General features: G+C 72.2%; 15 protein-coding genes. 10 read left to right on the top strand and 5 right to left on the bottom strand.

What is annotated here, in order from left to right; all coding sequences use genetic code 11:
- The coding region (locus Ani05nite_RS34310; protein WP_203775333.1) for a hypothetical protein at positions 1–193 on the bottom strand (193 nt) is incomplete at its 3' end.
- 1,250 nt (positions 194–1,443) lie between these two features.
- On the opposite strand from Ani05nite_RS34310, the gene Ani05nite_RS34305 reads away from it, so the two are divergent.
- On the top strand, positions 1,444–1,629 hold the full coding sequence (locus tag Ani05nite_RS34305; protein ID WP_203775337.1) for a DNA-binding protein: 186 nt from the start codon (positions 1,444–1,446) through the stop codon (positions 1,627–1,629).
- A gap of 41 nt (positions 1,630–1,670) precedes the next feature.
- Here the strand turns inward: Ani05nite_RS34305 and dprA are convergent, their stop codons facing one another.
- From dprA to Ani05nite_RS34290, 3 genes are all read right to left on the bottom strand, one after another.
- Positions 1,671–2,867, bottom strand: a complete 1,197-nt coding sequence (dprA, locus tag Ani05nite_RS34300; protein WP_203775331.1) for a DNA-processing protein DprA — start codon at positions 2,865–2,867, stop codon at positions 1,671–1,673.
- 450 nt (positions 2,868–3,317) lie between these two features.
- The gene (locus Ani05nite_RS34295; RefSeq protein ID WP_203775329.1) at positions 3,318–4,856 is read right to left on the bottom strand and encodes a YifB family Mg chelatase-like AAA ATPase; all 1,539 of its coding nucleotides are present in this window, start codon (positions 4,854–4,856) and stop codon (positions 3,318–3,320) included.
- A complete protein-coding gene (locus Ani05nite_RS34290; protein WP_203775327.1) occupies positions 4,857–5,216 on the bottom strand; it encodes a YraN family protein in 360 nt (119 codons plus the stop codon).
- Positions 5,217–5,362: 146 nt separating this feature from the next.
- Between Ani05nite_RS34290 and Ani05nite_RS34285 the strand changes: the two genes are divergently transcribed.
- From Ani05nite_RS34285 to Ani05nite_RS34250, 8 genes are all read left to right on the top strand, one after another.
- Positions 5,363–6,118, top strand: coding sequence for a hypothetical protein (locus Ani05nite_RS34285; RefSeq protein WP_203775325.1), 756 nt, complete (start codon positions 5,363–5,365; stop codon positions 6,116–6,118).
- Positions 6,119–6,405: 287 nt separating this feature from the next.
- Entirely contained in the window at positions 6,406–7,359 is a 954-nt protein-coding gene (gene rpsB / locus Ani05nite_RS34280; RefSeq protein ID WP_203775323.1) for a 30S ribosomal protein S2, read from the top strand.
- A gap of 75 nt (positions 7,360–7,434) precedes the next feature.
- On the top strand, positions 7,435–8,265 hold the full coding sequence (tsf, locus tag Ani05nite_RS34275; RefSeq protein WP_203775321.1) for a translation elongation factor Ts: 831 nt from the start codon (positions 7,435–7,437) through the stop codon (positions 8,263–8,265).
- 102 nt (positions 8,266–8,367) lie between these two features.
- Positions 8,368–9,132: a UMP kinase gene (gene pyrH, locus Ani05nite_RS34270; RefSeq protein WP_203775318.1), complete on the top strand. Its 765-nt coding sequence runs from the start codon at positions 8,368–8,370 to the stop codon at positions 9,130–9,132.
- A gap of 58 nt (positions 9,133–9,190) precedes the next feature.
- Positions 9,191–9,748: a ribosome recycling factor gene (gene frr / locus Ani05nite_RS34265; protein ID WP_203775316.1), complete on the top strand. Its 558-nt coding sequence runs from the start codon at positions 9,191–9,193 to the stop codon at positions 9,746–9,748.
- Complete coding sequence (locus tag Ani05nite_RS34260; RefSeq protein ID WP_203775314.1) at positions 9,748–10,914, top strand: phosphatidate cytidylyltransferase; 1,167 nt, start codon at positions 9,748–9,750, stop codon at positions 10,912–10,914. Before frr ends, Ani05nite_RS34260 begins: the two co-directional genes overlap by 1 nt.
- Positions 10,915–10,948: 34 nt before the next feature.
- Entirely contained in the window at positions 10,949–12,127 is a 1,179-nt protein-coding gene (gene rlmN, locus Ani05nite_RS34255) for a dual-specificity RNA methyltransferase RlmN (protein WP_203775312.1), read from the top strand.
- Between the two features lie 40 nt (positions 12,128–12,167).
- On the top strand, positions 12,168–13,226 hold the full coding sequence (locus Ani05nite_RS34250; protein ID WP_203775310.1) for a DivIVA domain-containing protein: 1,059 nt from the start codon (positions 12,168–12,170) through the stop codon (positions 13,224–13,226).
- A 55-nt stretch (positions 13,227–13,281) separates the two neighbouring features.
- Here Ani05nite_RS34250 and Ani05nite_RS34245 read toward each other — a convergent pair whose 3' ends face one another.
- Complete coding sequence (locus Ani05nite_RS34245) at positions 13,282–13,509, bottom strand: DUF2631 domain-containing protein (protein WP_239130931.1); 228 nt, start codon at positions 13,507–13,509, stop codon at positions 13,282–13,284.
- A gap of 137 nt (positions 13,510–13,646) precedes the next feature.
- Here Ani05nite_RS34245 and Ani05nite_RS34240 point away from each other — a divergent pair, with 137 nt between their 5' ends.
- Entirely contained in the window at positions 13,647–15,188 is a 1,542-nt protein-coding gene (locus tag Ani05nite_RS34240; protein ID WP_203775335.1) for a Rieske 2Fe-2S domain-containing protein, read from the top strand.
- Positions 15,189–15,892: the final 704 nt, after the last annotated feature.

Genomic DNA, 15,892 nt, shown 5'->3' with positions numbered 1-15,892 from the left:
CGGCGGCGGAGAAGCTTGCAGCGATGGTCGCGCCAGGGAGAATCGTTGCGCCAGCGGCGTTCGCCGCCCTCGTGATGGCGGTCGCGCTTGTGGTGGGGTTCGCGCTGGTGATGGCGGCAGCGTCCGCGCCCGCGGCGGTGTCAGCAACGGCGGCAGCGAGGGCGGTCGTTCGAGGGTTGACCCAGGTGACCACTTCGCGAGCGCGAGAGCTCCTCTCTGTCGCGGCGGCTGCGGTGGATATTCGAGCTGCGGCGGTCCGCCCGGCTCTGCCCAGCGCAGGTGTTTCGCCCGTTCCCGGCGCGGCCGGTCTGATCCGCGGGATTCGGCTCTTCGCATGGGGTTCGCCGGTCGTCCAGCCGTGGCCGGATGCGCCGGTGCTCCGAGCACTCTCCACTGCGGTTGGTCCGCTGTTCGCTACGCCCGTTGTCCCCGAGCCGGTCGCCTCCGCGCCGGCTGGCCCGGTTGGCCGTGCCACGGCTCCCGTCCCGGCCTCGTCGGGCGGCCAGGCCGGGTTCGTCGTGACGGCCTCCGCGTCAGCCGGCCAGGCGTCGTCCTCGGCGGGGGCCGCGCCGGCGGGGCTCGGTCCGCGCCGTCTCCCGGCGTGGTAGGCGTGCCTGGCTTGGCCGCCGGTGTCGGCGCCCCCGGCGAACCGGAAGGTGGCTGCGGCGTTGCCGGCCGGTTCTGCTTCGCTTCGGCCGTGGAGTTCGCGGGCAGGCCGGATCTTGCCGTAGGCGATGGCTTCCCCCACCGGCGTGCCTTCCGGGCGGAGCCGAGCGTCCGTGGCGGCTGCCCGAGCCATTCCCGCGGCGGCCCCGACTCTTTCCGCGTTGCGCCTGCCGCGCGCGCAGTCTCGCCATGCCGCGTCGCCGGGTTGCGCCATGCCGGCTGGTCCGGCCGGCTGGCCGGGGGTCGTCGCGCTGCGAGCCTCGGCCGGCCACGCCCCGTCGCGCCTGTCCGGCCGGGCGTTCGTCCAGGATGGATGGCGGTGCTCCGCGCCTCCGCGCCGGCGACCGGCGATGACGGCCGGACCCGCCGTGACCCCCGCCGCGTTCCTCGCCTCGGCCCGCAGAATCGCCGTGGCCACGTTGCTCATCGGGCGGGGGTCGCCCCAGGTGCTGCTCGCTGCTGTGCCGTGTGGCTCTCCGCGCCACTGCGTGGGGGCGACGGCCGACGGGCGTGGTTCCGGCGGGTAGGGGAGTCGCGGCGCCGGGACCAGGCTGTCCACGCAGGGTGCGGGGAGTCCGCACGAGCAACGCCGCCACAGGGAACGCCAGACGCGTCGATGGGACGGTTGGTGCGGGACCGGATCCAGGCGTCGCTTACGAGGGATTGTCATGCGGCCACCGTAGTTGACGAGTGACTAGCTGTCGTTTGCGAAGTTGACCCATGACTAATAGTCATACGTCTACGGTCGATCATGTGGCAAGCAAGCCGATTCGATTGATGGGCGCGCACGAGATCCGCCTGCGCCTCGGCGGGGTCAGCCGTCAGCGCGCCTACCAGATCACCAGCCGGGCGGACTTTCCCGCTCCGGTCGCCGACCTGGCCCAGGGCAAGGTGTGGGCGACCGAAGATGTCGAGGCCTGGATGAAGGCCCACCGCCGGGACCTCGACGACACCGAGGCCTGACCCCGCCCTCCGCACCGCATCGCCGGTGCGAGGCGTCCCGGTCACCCCGGCGGCGCGCGCCTGGCCGGACGGGCCAGCGCCACTCCGTTGTGCCGGCGTACCACCAGGCCTGCCATCTCCAGCAGCGACAGTCGACGCAGGACCGTACGGACACCCAGCCCCGCCCTTGCCGCCAGTTCCTCGGGCCCGACCGTTCCCCGGTGCGGCATCGCCTCCAGCACCAGCGCGGAATCCTCGTCGAGGTCGTCCCGCGCGTGATCGCGGCCGCGCGGCACCTCCGCCAGGTACTCGCCGATCCGGCCGACCTCCTCGAGGACCTCGCCCGTCCCGGTGACGACGACCGTCTCGGGATGCCGGCGCAGCAGTTCGTGGCAACCCACCGACATCGCGGACGTCACCGGGCCGGGCACCACCATGGCTCGCCGGCCCAGGGCCACGGTCCGGCTCAACGTCTGCACCGCGCCGCTGCGGGCGGCCGCCTCGACGATCACCGTGCCGACCGTGGCCGCCGCGATGACCCGGTTGCGGATCAGGAAACGGTGCCGCAACGGCTCGGCGCCCGGCGGCCACTCGCTCATCAGCAGGCCGCTCTCCGCGATCTGCTCGAACATCGCGGCGTTGCCGACGGGGTACGGCCGGTCGACCCCGCACGCCAGCACGGCCACGGTCAGGCCGCCCGCCGCCAGCGTCGCCCGGTGCGCGGTCGCGTCGATGCCGAACGCGCCACCGGACACCACCGTCCACCCGTGCTCGGCCAGGCCGAAGGCCAGTTCATGAGTCACGTGCGTGCCGTAGCTCGTGGCGGCGCGCGCACCCACCACGGCGACCGAACGGGCGAACGCCTCGTCGAGTCGCCGCTCCCCGCGGACCCACAGGCACAGCGGCGGGCGGACGTCCCGGTTGATCCGGCCGCCGCCGTCGAGTTCGAGGGCACTCAGCGCCTCCACGCCGGCCGGCCACTCCGCGTCGGCGGGAACCACGACGCGGGCGCCCAGCCGGTCGGCCCGGTGCAGCGCGGCCTCGGCGAGCCGGCGTGGATCGGTGGCCGAAGCCCGGGAGATCACCGCCGCGCGCAGCGTCGATTCCGGGATGTTGCCGTCGAGGAGCCGCTCCAGTGTGGCCTCGGCGCCGCCCGCCTGGACCAACTGCCAGACGGCCCGGTTACCCGGCTCGGCGAGCCAGGTGAGGGCGATCCGGGCCATCCGGTCGGCGTCGTCGCCGGCCCGTGACCCGGTCATGCGGCCCACCCGCCGCCGTCGCCGGGCGGGACCTGACGGCTCCGGAACGGCCGGCGCCGTGACCCGGCACGGTGACGGCGCCCGTCGGACGGCCAATCGATCACCGTCGCCGTCGGGGGCGAGCCACCGGAACCGACAGCCGGCGACGCTGGGAAAGCCGGTGGCGCCGAGGCGCCAGGGGGAGCCGACGGCGGCGGGGCGCCGGAGCCGGCTGCCGGCGGCGCAGGGAGAACCGGCGAGGGCGGGGCGCCAGGGGAAGCCGGTCGCGGCGAGGTGCCAGGCCCGCCTGCCGGCGGTGCAGGGGGAGTCGGTGGGGGCGGGGCGCCAAAGGGAGCGGGTGGCGGCGGGGCGCCAAGGGGCGCCGGTGGCGGCGAGGTGCCATGACCGGCTCCCGGCGGCGCGGCGGCGGCCGGTGCCGCCGCACCCGTCGGCGAAGGCGTGAATTGCCGGTCAGTCCTCGTCTCTGCGGTCATGTGCCTCTCCCATCCGTAGTTGTGCCGCCTCATGGACGTCCGAGCCCGTCGGCCGGTCCCGCCCGTCCAGGTCCGCGATCGACCAGGCCAGCCGCAGGATCCGGTCGAAGCCCCGGGCCGACAGCGCCCCCCGGTCCAGCCCTTTCCGCAGCGCCGCCGTGTCCGCCGCCGGCAGGCGCCACGGCGGCCGTCGCAAGTGCGGACCCGGCACCTCCGCGTTGACCCGCCATCCCGCCGCCGACCAGCGCTCCGCCGCCGCCGCGCGGGCTCGGGCGACCCGGGCCGCCACCACCGCCGAGGGCTCGGCCGGTGTCGTGGTGGTCATCAGCTGGGCCGCGCTCAGGGGCTGGATCCGGATCTGGATGTCGATGCGGTCCAGCAGCGGGCCGGACAGCTTGGCCAGGTACCGGCGGCGGGCCAGGGCGGTGCATGCGCAGAACCGCTCGCCCGCCGGGTTGGCGCACGGGCACGGGTTGGCCGCCAGCACCAGCTGCACGCGGGCCGGGTATTCGGTGGTGCCGCGGGCCCGGGCCAGCAGGACCCGGCCGCTCTCCAGGGGTTGCCGCAGCGCCTGGAGGGTCGCGTTGGCGAACTCGGGACATTCGTCGAGGAACAGCACCCCGCGGTGGGCGAGCGAGAGCGCGCCGGGCCGGGCCAGTCCCGGGCCGCCGCCCACCAGCGCCGCGAGGCTGGCGCTGTGGTGCGGGGCCTGGAAGGGCGGGCGGCGGATCAGGCCGCCGTCCGGCGGCAGCACGCCCGCGATCGACTGCAGCGCGGTCACTTCCAGCGCCGCCGCGTCGTCCAGCTCGGGCAGGATGGACGGCAGGCGTTCGGCCAGCATGGTCTTTCCCGCGCCGGGCGGTCCCATCAGGGCGAGGTGGTGTCCGCCGGCCGCGGCCACCTCGACCGCGTGGCGGCCCAGCTCCTGCCCGGCGACCTCGGCCAGGTCGGGGCCGGCGGCCGGCGGGCGGGGGAGGGCCGGGGGTGGCTCCAGCAGCCGGTCCTCGCCCCGGACGTACGCGACCAGCCGGTGCAGCGAGTCGACCCCGCGAACCGTCACCCCGGGCACCACCGTCGCCTCGCGCGCGTTGCCCAGCGGCACGATCACCTGCCGGATCCCGGCTCGCACGGCCGCCGCCACCATCGGCAGCACCCCGCGGACCGGCCGCACCGCCCCGTCCAGCCCGAGCTCGCCGAGCACCACCACGCCCTCCAGCGGCGCGACCGGCAGCTCGCCCGCCCCGGCGAGCAGCGCGCAGGCGATCGCCAGGTCGAACCCGCTGCCCTGCTTGGGCACGGTGGCGGGCCGCAGGTTGACCGTGATGCGCCTGTTCGGCCAGCTCCGGCCCGAGTTCACCACCGCGGCGCGCACCCGGTCGCGGGCCTCGTGCAGCGCCGTGTCGGGCAGCCCGGTCAGCACCACCGCCGGCAGGCCGGGCGACAGGTCCGCCTCCACCTCGACGAGGTGGCCGTCCACGCCGACGAGCCCGACGCACAGCACCCGTGCGTAGCTCATCTAGAACGCCGCACGGACGTGCTCGACCACCGTCGCGCCGCGGGGCTGGGGTAGCACCGCCACCACGTCGAAGCGGACCTCGCGCGGGCGTACCGCGGTCTGTTCCAGCCAGCGTGCGGCCAGCCGGCGCAGGCGGCGCACCTTGGCCGGGCCGATCGCCTCGGCCGGGGTGCCGAAGCGGTCGCCGCGGCGGGTCTTCACCTCGCAGAACACGACGTCCTCGCCGTCGCGCAGGATCAGGTCGACCTCGCCGTCGGCGCAGCGCCAGCTGCGGGCCAGCACCACCAGGCCCTGGTCGCGCAGGTGCCGCTCGGCCAGCCGCTCGCCGTACGCGCCGAGCGCCCTTCTCTCCGTCGTCATGCCCGCGACCGTCGCGCATCCGCCGGCCGGCCCGCGCGGCCGGTTGTGGACGGAGTGCGATTGTGGATAACCGCAGCGTCATAGTCGCCGTCTGATAAGGCGTCAGCGGTGGCATCCCGCCGCCGCGTCACCTACGGTGCGAAATCGTGGAAGGACATCGCCGGTACGCCGAAGAGCCGGAACCCAGCTGGTACACCGGTCAGCGGGCGCCCGAGATGCCGAGCCCGTACGCGGCTCAGGCGCCGGACGTCAGCCCCTACGACTCGGCGGTGCACGAGCGTCCCAGTGGCGCCTTCCGGTTGCCGGACCAGCGCTCGGCCGACCCGTACTCGGCCCCGCCGGCCGGTTACGGCGTACCCGATCCGGTGACCACCTCCGGCAGCCACGCCCTGTCGTCGGCCGACTCCGGCTCGATCCGGATCCCGGTGCGCGGCCCGGAGTATCCGGCGGTGCGCCCGAGCGGCGCCGCCGCGCCGGTCGACGCCCCCGCCGTCTCCACGGTCACCACGACCACGACGTACGGGGCCACGCCGGAGCCGCCGCCGGCGGCCGCCTACAACGAGCCGACCAGCATGGTTCCGCTGACCGGCGCGGGTCCCGCCGACGCGGTGTACCGCTCCCGCCGTCCGGTCTCGGCCGTGGTGTTCGCGGTCGTCACGGGCGTCCTGTTGATCCCGGCCGTGCTGCTGCTGATCCAGGCCGCGTTCGTCGGCGATCCGACCGCCCGGGGTGTCGTGCCCGCTGTGCTGCTGACCCTCGGGCTGCCACTCACCGGCTTCGGGCTGTACTCCCTGGCCGGTGGGGGCCGGACGAGTGTCCGTGACGCCTGGCTGCGTCCCCCGCTCGCGTACCTCCCGATCGGCCTGGTGCTGCTGCTGGCCGCCGGCCTCGCAGTCGCCTAAACCGACATAAGCCCCGGAACTCGGACGACGGCCGCCCGGCAGCGGGCCCCGTCGCGAACGGCGTATGCTGTTACCCGGCGACCGCCCCGTGCGGTCGACTTCGCGCGCCCTCTGCACGAGCCATGATTGATCGTTAGCCGGCCGTACCTCGCCGGCGAGGGTCATGAGCCGTCAGCGACGGTCCTCCCTGGTCCCGATTCTCTCGGGCCCGCCTGGGCCGGCGACCGGGCGCCAGGACGCACACCGCCGGTGAGCGTGACAACCAGGGAAACAGGGAGCAATTCACCATGGCCGTCGTGACCATGCGTCAGCTGCTGGAGAGCGGTGTCCACTTCGGGCACCAGACCCGGCGCTGGAATCCGAAGATGAAGCGATTCATCATGACGGAGCGCAACGGTATCTACATCATCGACCTGCGCCAGACCCTCGACTACATCGAGAAGGCCTACGCGTACGTCCGGGACACCGTCGCCGAGGGTGGCCACATCCTCTTCGTCGGCACCAAGAAGCAGGCCCAGGAGGCGATCGCGGAGCACGCGACCCGCGTGGGGCAGCCGTACGTCAACCACCGCTGGCTCGGCGGCATGCTGACCAACTTCCAGACGGTGTACAAGCGGCTCCAGCGCATGAAGGAGCTCGAGGCGATCGGCGACCTCACCGGTACCGCCGCCGGCTACACCAAGAAGGAGACCCTTCAGCTGTTCCGTGAGCAGACCAAGCTCACCAAGACCCTCGGTGGTCTGCGGGACATGACGAAGGTGCCGTCGGCGATCTGGGTCGTCGACACCAAGAAGGAGCACATCGCCGTCGACGAGGCCCGCAAGCTGGGCATCCCGGTCATCGCGGTGCTGGACACCAACTGTGACCCGGACGAGGTCGACTTCCCGATCCCGGGCAACGACGACGCGATCCGCTCGGCCGAGCTGCTGACCAAGGTCATCGCCGCCGCCGTCGCGGACGGTCTGATCAAGCGCTCCGGCCGCAACCGCGGCAACGCCGACGACAAGCCCGAGCCGGGCACCGTCGCCGCCGGTGAGCCGCTGCCCGAGTGGGAGCGCGACCTCTACGAGGGCGCCGACAAGAAGGCCGCCGACACCGCGCCGGCCGCCGACACCGCGCCGGCCGCCGACACCGCGCCGGCCGCTGCCGCCGCGCCGGGCAACGACGCCACCCCGGCTGTCAACGCCGTTCCGGACAACCCGACCGCGGTTGCCGAGCCCGTCGCCGCCTCCGCGGAGTAACACCTGTAGGAAGCCGGCCGCCGGAGACGGCGGCCGGCCCCTGGAGATCCGGACTTCAAGTATCGAGAGAGAGTCATGGCCAACTACACCGCCCAGGACGTGAAGAAGCTCCGCGACCTCACCGGCGCCGGCATGATGGACTGCAAGAAGGCGCTCGACGAGTCGGACGGTGACTTCGACCAGGCCGTCGAGTTCCTGCGCATCAAGGGTGCGAAGGACGTCGGCAAGCGGGCCGGCCGCACGGCGGCCAACGGCATCGTCGCCCACTCCGGCAAGGCGCTGCTCGAGCTCAACTGCGAGACCGACTTCGTCGCCAAGACCCCCGACTTCGTCGCCCTGGGTCAGACCCTGGTGGAGCACGGCGAGCAGGCCAAGCTGGCCGACGCCGCCGCGCTGCTGGCCTCCACGCTGGCCGACGGCCGCGCCGTGGCCGACGTGATCCAGGACTTCTCCGCCAAGATCGGCGAGAAGATCGTGCTCAACCGCTTCGCCATCCTCGACGGCACCGTCGCGGTCTACCTGCACCGCAAGGCGCAGGACCTGCCGCCGCAGGTCGGCGTGCTGGTGGAGTACGCCGGCAAGACCGACGAGGCCGGCGCCGACGACGCCCGCGCGGTCGGCATGCAGATCGCCGCCATGCGGCCGAAGTTCCTCACCCGCGAGGAGGTGCCCGCGGAGACCGTCGAGACGGAACGCCGCGTCGCCGAGCAGACCGCGCGCGAGGAGGGCAAGCCCGAGCAGGCCCTGCCCAAGATCGTCGAGGGCCGGGTGAACTCCTTCTTCAAGGACTTCGTCCTGCTGGAGCAGCCGTCGGTCACCGACAACAAGAAGACCGTCAAGCAGGTCACCGCCGACGCCGGGATCGAAGTCACCCGCTTCGTCCGGTTCGAGGTCGGCCAGGAGTAATCCAGGCACCAGCGCACTGCGCGGGAGGCCGGGACGCGACACAAGCGCCCGGCCTCCCCGTCACATAGGGTCTCGGGTTAGCGAAGGAAAGGGCGGACCGGCATGACGATGGTGACCGAGCAGGCTGCCGTGGCGGACGAGCTCACGGCCCCGCGTGCCGAGCGGCCCCGGCGGGTCGTGCTGAAGCTCTCCGGCGAGGTCTTCGGCGGTGGCGCCGTGGGCGTCGACCCCGACGTCGTGCAGGGCATCGCCCGGCAGATCGCCACGGCCACCCGCCGCGGGGTGCAGATCGCGGTCGTCGTCGGCGGCGGCAACTTCTTCCGCGGCGCCGAGCTGCAGAAGCGCGGCATGGACCGCAACCGGGCCGACTACATGGGCATGCTCGGCACGGTCATGAACTGCCTGGCCCTGCAGGACTTCCTCGAGAAGGAGGGCATCGAGACGCGGGTGCAGACCGCGATCACGATGGCCCAGGTGGCGGAGCCGTACATCCCGTTGCGGGCGATCCGGCACCTCGAGAAGGGCCGCGTCGTCATCTTCGGCGCCGGCGCCGGCATGCCGTACTTCTCCACGGACACGGTCACGGCGCAGCGCGCGCTGGAGATCCACGCCGACCTCGTGCTGATGAGCAAGAACGGCGTCGACGGCGTCTACACCGCCGACCCGCGTACCGACCCGGACGCCCGCAAGATCGACCACATCACCTTCGCCAGCGTGCTCCAGCAGGGCCTGCGGGTGGCCGACCAGGCCGCGTTCAGCCTCTGCGAGGAGAACGGCCTGCCGATGCTGGTCTTCGGCGCCCAGGGCGACGACACGATCGTCCGCGCCGTCAGCGGCGAGAAGATCGGCACCCTGATCACCACGTGATCCCGCGCTTGGCCCACACTTTCGCAACGACCATGAGGAACAAGGAGGCGACGGAGCGGTGATCGACGAGACCCTCTTCGAGGCCGAAGAGAAGATGGAGAGCGCGGTCGAGCACGCCAAGGAGGAGTTCGCCGCGATCCGGACGGGCCGCGCCACGCCGGCGATGTTCTCGAAGATCGTCGTCGACTACTACGGCGCCCTGACCCCGATCACCCAGATGGCGTCGGTCGGCGTGCCGGAGCCGCGCATGGTGATCGTGAAGCCGTACGACGCGTCCCAGCTGGGACCGATCGAGCGGGCGATCCGCGACTCGGACCTCGGGGTCAACCCCAACAACGAGGGCACCCAGCTGCGCATCAACCTGCCGCAGATGACCGAGGAGCGGCGCCGCGAGATGATCAAGGTGGCCCGCCACAAGGCCGAGGAGGGGCGCGTCGCGATCCGCAACGTGCGCCGCAAGGCCAAGGAGCAGCTGGACCGCCTGGTCAAGGACGGCGAGGCCGGCGAGGACGACGGCCGCCGCGCCGAGAAGGAGCTCGACGACCTCACGCACCGCTACGTCGCGGTGGTCGACGAGCTGGTCAAGCACAAGGAAGCAGAGCTGCTCGAGGTCTGATGTCGTACCTCGAGCCCCGCGGTGGGCAGACCCCTTCCGGTGGCCGGGCGTCCGGGCAACCCGACGTCCCGGCCCCGTACGGCCCCGACGCGCCCGCCGGGGAGCCCGACCCGTACGCGGCCCATCGCCGTCAGGCGGCCCAGCGGGCCACCGAGAGCGGACCCTCCTGGAACGCCTTCACGCCCGGGCCGGCCGGCGAGCCGGCTCCCCAGCCGGGCCCGCCGGCGTGGGAGGCGCCGGTTGCGGCGACCTCGACCTCGCAGGCGGAGTGGGAGTTGACCGCAGCTGAAGCCGACGGTCCGCGCGGACCGGGAAGGCGCCGCGCCGGGCGCGGCAAACCGGGCGCGAAGCCGGTCGGCCGGGCGGGCCGCAACCTGCCCGCCGCCATCGCGGTCGGGGTCAGCATGGTCCTGGTCGTGCTGGCCTCGCTGTTCGTCTGGAAGGAAGCCTTCCTCGGGGTGATCGCCCTGGCGACCGGCATCGGCATCTGGGAGATGGCCCGGGCGCTCAGGGTCACCGGCGCCCGGCCGCCGCTGATCCCGCTGGTCGCCGGCGGCGTGCTGATGACCGGGCTGGCCTGGTACGGCAGCACGGACGCGCTGATCCTCGGCCTGCTGGTGACCGTGCTGGCCACCCTGCTGTGGCGGCTGGCCGACGGTGTCGCCGGAATCACCAAGGATCTCGCCGCGACCGCGCTCATCGCCGTCTACGTGCCGTTCCTGCTCAGCTTCGGCGTCCTGCTGGCCAAGCCCGACGACGGCGACTACCGGGTGCTCATCACCCTGCTCGCGGTGGTGTTGTCCGACACCGGCGGCTACGCGGCCGGCGTGTTCCTCGGCAAGCACCCGATGGCCCCCACGATCAGCCCGAAGAAGTCCTGGGAGGGCTTCGCCGGCTCGGTCACCGCGGCGGCGATCGGCAGTTCGCTGCTGGCGTACTTCCTGCTCGACGTCCCGTTCTACTGGGGTCTGCTCTTCGGCGCCGTGATCTCCGTGGTCGCGGTGGTCGGGGATCTGGCCGAGTCGATGCTCAAGCGCGACATCGGCATCAAGGACATGAGCAACCTGCTGCCCGGCCACGGCGGCCTGATGGACCGGCTCGATTCCATCCTGTTCGCGGTGCCGACGGCGTTCCTGCTGCTCTCGCTCATCGCGCCGCCGGGGTAGGCATGTGCTCACGACGTGGGAGACTGGATACGCCATGACGATTCTTCCGGTCATCCCGACCAGCCCCGACACCCCCGACGCGGTGGTCACCCGCCGCCGCCCCGCGATGCCGCCGCGCCACCTCGCCGATCTCGACCTGGCGGGCCGCCGCGCGGCCGTCGCCGAGCTCGGCGAGCCGGCCTTCCGCGCCCAGCAGCTCTCCACCCACTACTTCGGGCGGCTGGTGCGTGACCCGGCCGCGATGACCGACCTGCCCGCCGGCTCGCGGGACAAGCTCGCCGGGGAGCTGCTGCCCACGCTGCTCACCCCGCAGCGCGAGCTGGCCTGCGACGACGGCGCCACTCGCAAGACGCTGTGGAAGCTGCACGACAACGCGATGGTCGAGAGCGTCCTGATGGGCTATCCCGACCGGATCACCGCGTGCGTGTCCAGCCAGGCCGGGTGCGGCATGGCCTGCCCGTTCTGCGCCACCGGCCAGGCCGGGCTGACCCGCAACCTGTCCATCGCGGAGATCGTCGACCAGGTCGTCTACCTGGCCGGGGTCGCCGCCTCCGGCGCGGTCACCGGCTCGCCGCCGCGGCTGTCCCGGGTCGTGTTCATGGGCATGGGCGAGCCGCTGGCCAACTACCCCCGGGTGATCGAGGCCGTGCGCCGGCTGGTGGCTCCGGCCCCCGAGGGCCTGGGTCTCTCACAACGGCACATCACCGTCTCCACCGTGGGCCTCGTGCCCGCTATGCGGCGGTTGATCGCCGAAGGGTTGTCCGTGACTCTTGCGCTGTCCCTGCACGCCCCCGATGATGATCTGCGCGATGAGCTTGTGCCCGTCAACCAGCGTTGGAAGGTGGCCGAGGTGCTCGATGCCGCGTTCGACTACGCGGCGCGGACCGGGCGTCGGATCTCCATCGAATACGCCCTGATCAGGGACGTAAACGATCAACCCTGGCGTGCCGACCTGCTTGGCAGGCTGCTGCACGGCAAGCTGGCGCATGTGAATCTCATCCCGCTGAACCCGACGCCGGGCAGCAAGTGGGACGCCAGCCCCAAGCCGGTGGAGCGCGAGTTCGTCCGCCGGCTGCGGGAGTCGGGCGTCGCGACCACTGTCCGCGACACCCGGGGGCGCGAGATCGACGGTGCATGCGGCCAATTGGCCGCAAGTGAGCTGACGGTGGTGGACGCTGGGGGCGCCGTCGCCGACGCGGAGGTGGCACGATGACGGGGCTCAGTTCCCTGCGGACGCTGATTTGGGAGACGTTGTGACGAGTCAGGGACAGCGTTTCCGGCGGCGCGCGCTGCGCCGCGGTTACAAGGTCGACGAGGTCGACGCTTTCCTGGACCGGGTCGAGGCGACCCTGGCCGGTGAGCAGTCCGGCGCGCCCGTCGGCGCCCAGGAGGTGCACGACGTCGTCTTCCGCGTGCGCTTCGGCGGCTACGACGAGTGGCAGGTCGACCTGCACCTGGACAGGGTGGAGCGCCAGCTCGCCGAGTTCGAGGACCGCGGCGGGCGTGCCGCCGATCCCCGGATGACGCCGGACCGGATGCAGCCCGAGCCGATGCGCGGCGGCATGCCGGGCGACCGGATGAGCCAGGCGCTGGGCCGTTCCGCGCCGCCGACCGAGCGGCTGCCCGCGCCGCCGGTCCGCGACGACCGCCAGTACGCCCGCGAGGACCCGTACGGCCGCGACGACCAGTACGCCCGCGAGAGCCAGTTCGCCCGCGAGGACCCGTACGGCCGCGAGGACCGGATGCAGCCGCAGCAGCTCCCGCAGCGTCCCCAGATGCCCGGCCCGGACCCGTACGGCCGCTACGACGAGCCCACCGGCTACGGCCAGCAGCCGCAGCAGCGCCCGCCGGCCCCGGCCGGCTACGACACCGGCAGCTACGACGGCTTCGAGCCCGGCCGGCACGGCAAGACCGACATGACGGCCGAGATCCGGATGCCCGACCGGGACCGCGGCGGCTTCGGCGGCCCCGCCCCGATGAGCGCGCCCCCGATGAGCGGCCCACCGATGGGTGGCCCCCCGATGGGCGGCCCGCCGATGGGTGGCGGCCCGGGCGCCAGCCCGGAGCTCTACCGGGTGGACCAGCTGCGCCGCACGTTCCAGCCGCGCCGCTTCGGCAGCGGCTACGACCCGGTGCAGGTGGACCGGCTGTTCGAGAGCATCCTGCAGGCCATGACCGGCCGCGGCCCGATGCCGGTGCCCGAGAACGAGCTCGACACGCTGCAGTTCGGGCTGGTTCCGGGTGGCTACTTCGAGGCCGAGGTCGACGCGGCCCTGCGCGAGGTCAAGGACATCCTGCTGCGCATGCGCTGAGCCCGTACGGGAAAGGCCCGCTCCCGGCCGGGAGCGGGCCTCCTGCGTGCGTGGGCTACTGGTCGTTGGGCTTGAGGCCGTTGCGCCGCAGCACGACGTCCACCAGCACCCAGCCGATGAGCAGCAGCGCGGTGCCGATGAGCCAGATGTTCTCGGTGTTGCCCTCGTGGTTGCCGAAGAGCATGGCCAGCAGGATCACGGCGGTGCCGACGGCGCCGATCCGGGACCACTTGCGGTTGCCCGGCTTGAGCTGGTCAGGGGCGTAAACCGGCTCTTCTGCCACGACTCGGTCCTCCTGCGACGATGGTGATGACAACGCGATCAGTTTCGCACGGCGGCTCCGCGCGCAACCCACCAACCCGGACCCGGTACCTTCGATGCCGTCGGACATCGGTGGAGCGAGGGAGCTGAGCGGTGCGGATCACGGGCACTGGCCACGCGAGCATGCGGATCGACACGGGCGCGGGCAGCATCCTGTGCGACCCGTGGGTCAACCCGGCGTACTTCGCGTCGTGGTTCCCCTTCCCCGACAACTCCCAGCTGGACTGGGAGTCGCTCGGCGACGTGGACTACCTCTACGTCTCCCACCTGCACCGCGACCACTTCGACGCGGCGCACCTGAAGCGCTTCGTCAGCAAGAAGGCCACGGTGCTGCTCCCGGAGTACCCGACCAGCCAGCTCGAGGACGAGCTGCGCGCGCTCGGCTTCACCAGCTTCCTGAAGACCAGAAGCAACGAGGTGCACGAGCTCGACGGCGGCCTCAAGGTGATGATCCAGGCGCTGATCAGCCCCACCGACGGCCCGATCGGCGACTCGTCGCTGTGGCTCGAGCACGACGGCGTACGGGTGCTCAACCAGAACGACGCCCGACCGACCGACCTGTCCGTCTTCGCCGAGCTCGGTCACGTGCACGCCCACATGCTGCAGTTCTCCGGCGCGATCTGGTACCCGATGGTCTACGAGCTGCCGCAGGCGGCGAAGACGGCGTTCGGCAAGCAGAAGCGCGACCGGCAGTTCGACCGCACCTGGCGCTACATCGACGACCTGAAGGCCGACCACGTCTTCCCGATCGCCGGCCCGCCCTGCTTCCTCGACGACGAGCTGTGGCAGTTCAACGACATCCACGGCGACGAGGGCAACATCTTCCCCGACCAGTCGGTCTTCCTGAGCGAGTACGCCAAGGTCGGCGGGACCAACGGGGTGGTGCTGCTGCCGGGCAGCGTGTCGACGCTGACGGCCGAGTCGATCGAGACCACGCACCCCACGGACGTGGCCGGCTACTTCGCCAACAAGAAGGCCCACCTCGAGGAGATGCGCGAGCGCAAGGCGCCGATCATCGCCGCCGAGAAGGCGTCCTGGCGGCACCCGGAGATCGACGTGCTCGGCGAGCTCAAGAAGCGCATCGAGCCGCTCCTCGAGGAGTCGATCTACCTGGCCAAGGGCGTCGGCGGCCCGGTCCGCTTCGACCTGGTGGCCTACGACGGCGAGGCTGTCGAATCGATCGTGGTCGACTTCCCGGGCAAGCAGGTCCGCCCGTACGCCGACGAGAAGGTCCGCTACCGCTTCCGGACCCAGCGCGAGCTGATCGAACACCTGATCTTCATCGACGAGGGCGACTGGGTGAACTCGCTCTTCCTGTCCTGCCGCTTCTCCGCGGCCCGGATCGGGCAGTACAACGAGTTCGTCTACGCGTTCTTCAAGTGCCTGTCCGAGGAGCGCCTGCAGTACGCCGAGGGCTGGTACGACGAGCACGAGAAGTCGGTCGACGCCGAGGACACGGAGCTGGGCGGCTGGACGGTGCAGCGCCGGTGCCCGCACCTGAAGGCGGACCTGAGCCGGTTCGGCATCGTGGACGGCAATGTGCTGACGTGCCAGCTGCACGGGTGGAAGTTCGATCTGCCCAGCGGGAAGTGCCTGACCAGCGTGGGGCATCAGATCCGGGCCGAGAAGACGTCTTCGTAGGGAAGATCAAGATCAATTTCATGTCGTGCGTGGGTGCATGGTGCTGACCGTCGCTCCCGCCGATTGCGGGGTTCGTGCTTTGTTCCAGTCGGTTCGGGCTGGGTGCATGGTGGGCTGGGACGCGAAGCTGATACTCGGGCCCGGCCGGTGCCGCTACACGCCCGGACACCTTCCGGTCTGAGTGGGCCCGCTGCGGCCGTCTTTCGTGCTGCTCGTCGGGGGTTTGGGTGGGCACCACCTTCAGGGGCCTTCCGGCACGCGTGAGCGACAGGTCCCGCTCAGATTTTCGGCCCGCTCGGCTTGTTGTCCGCCCCGCCTGGCCTTGCGCCAGAGCTTCGAGCATCGTGGCTGTTGCTCCCGGGGCCGCCACACCGCCGAGCTTCATTTCCCGCTGAATCTTGAAGCTCTCGCTGAATCTTGATGCGCCATGGCCCAAAATCCCGCCCGCACCCCACAAGATCCGTGCGGGGAGGGAGAACGTGATGTGCCGGCCGCCCGCCGGCGCCGGAAGCGGCGTTCCGCCGAACCGCCGCTCCCGCGTCGTCGCCGAACCGCCGCTCCCGCGCCGTCGCCGAACCGCCGCCCCCGCCCGTCGCCGAACCGTCACCGAGCGTTGTGGCCGCAGCCGCGCCCCCTACCGTTGCCGAGTCATCAGGCCCGCCGCTGCGCAGCCGCCGCGGTCCAGCCGCCATCTCGCGGTGGTC

Origin of the sequence: Actinoplanes nipponensis (assembly GCF_016862275.1) — a bacterium.
In the GTDB taxonomy this organism is placed as follows: domain Bacteria; phylum Actinomycetota; class Actinomycetes; order Mycobacteriales; family Micromonosporaceae; genus Actinoplanes; species Actinoplanes nipponensis.
The sequence above is the reverse complement of the archived record's forward strand: the minus strand, read 5'-3'. Positions and strand labels throughout refer to the sequence as shown.

Excerpts from the sequence above, each read along its gene's own strand:
- Ani05nite_RS34305 (WP_203775337.1), top strand. The coding sequence starts at position 1,444 with ATGGGCGCGCACGAGATCCGCCTGCGCCTCGGCGGGGTCAGCCGTCAG.
- dprA (WP_203775331.1), bottom strand. The coding sequence starts at position 2,867 with ATGACCGGGTCACGGGCCGGCGACGACGCCGACCGGATGGCCCGGATC.
- Ani05nite_RS34295 (WP_203775329.1), bottom strand. The coding sequence starts at position 4,856 with ATGAGCTACGCACGGGTGCTGTGCGTCGGGCTCGTCGGCGTGGACGGC.
- Ani05nite_RS34290 (WP_203775327.1), bottom strand. The coding sequence starts at position 5,216 with ATGACGACGGAGAGAAGGGCGCTCGGCGCGTACGGCGAGCGGCTGGCC.
- rpsB (WP_203775323.1), top strand. The coding sequence starts at position 6,406 with ATGGCCGTCGTGACCATGCGTCAGCTGCTGGAGAGCGGTGTCCACTTC.
- tsf (WP_203775321.1), top strand. The coding sequence starts at position 7,435 with ATGGCCAACTACACCGCCCAGGACGTGAAGAAGCTCCGCGACCTCACC.
- pyrH (WP_203775318.1), top strand. The coding sequence starts at position 8,368 with ATGACGATGGTGACCGAGCAGGCTGCCGTGGCGGACGAGCTCACGGCC.
- Ani05nite_RS34260 (WP_203775314.1), top strand. The coding sequence starts at position 9,748 with ATGTCGTACCTCGAGCCCCGCGGTGGGCAGACCCCTTCCGGTGGCCGG.
- rlmN (WP_203775312.1), top strand. The coding sequence starts at position 10,949 with ATGACGATTCTTCCGGTCATCCCGACCAGCCCCGACACCCCCGACGCG.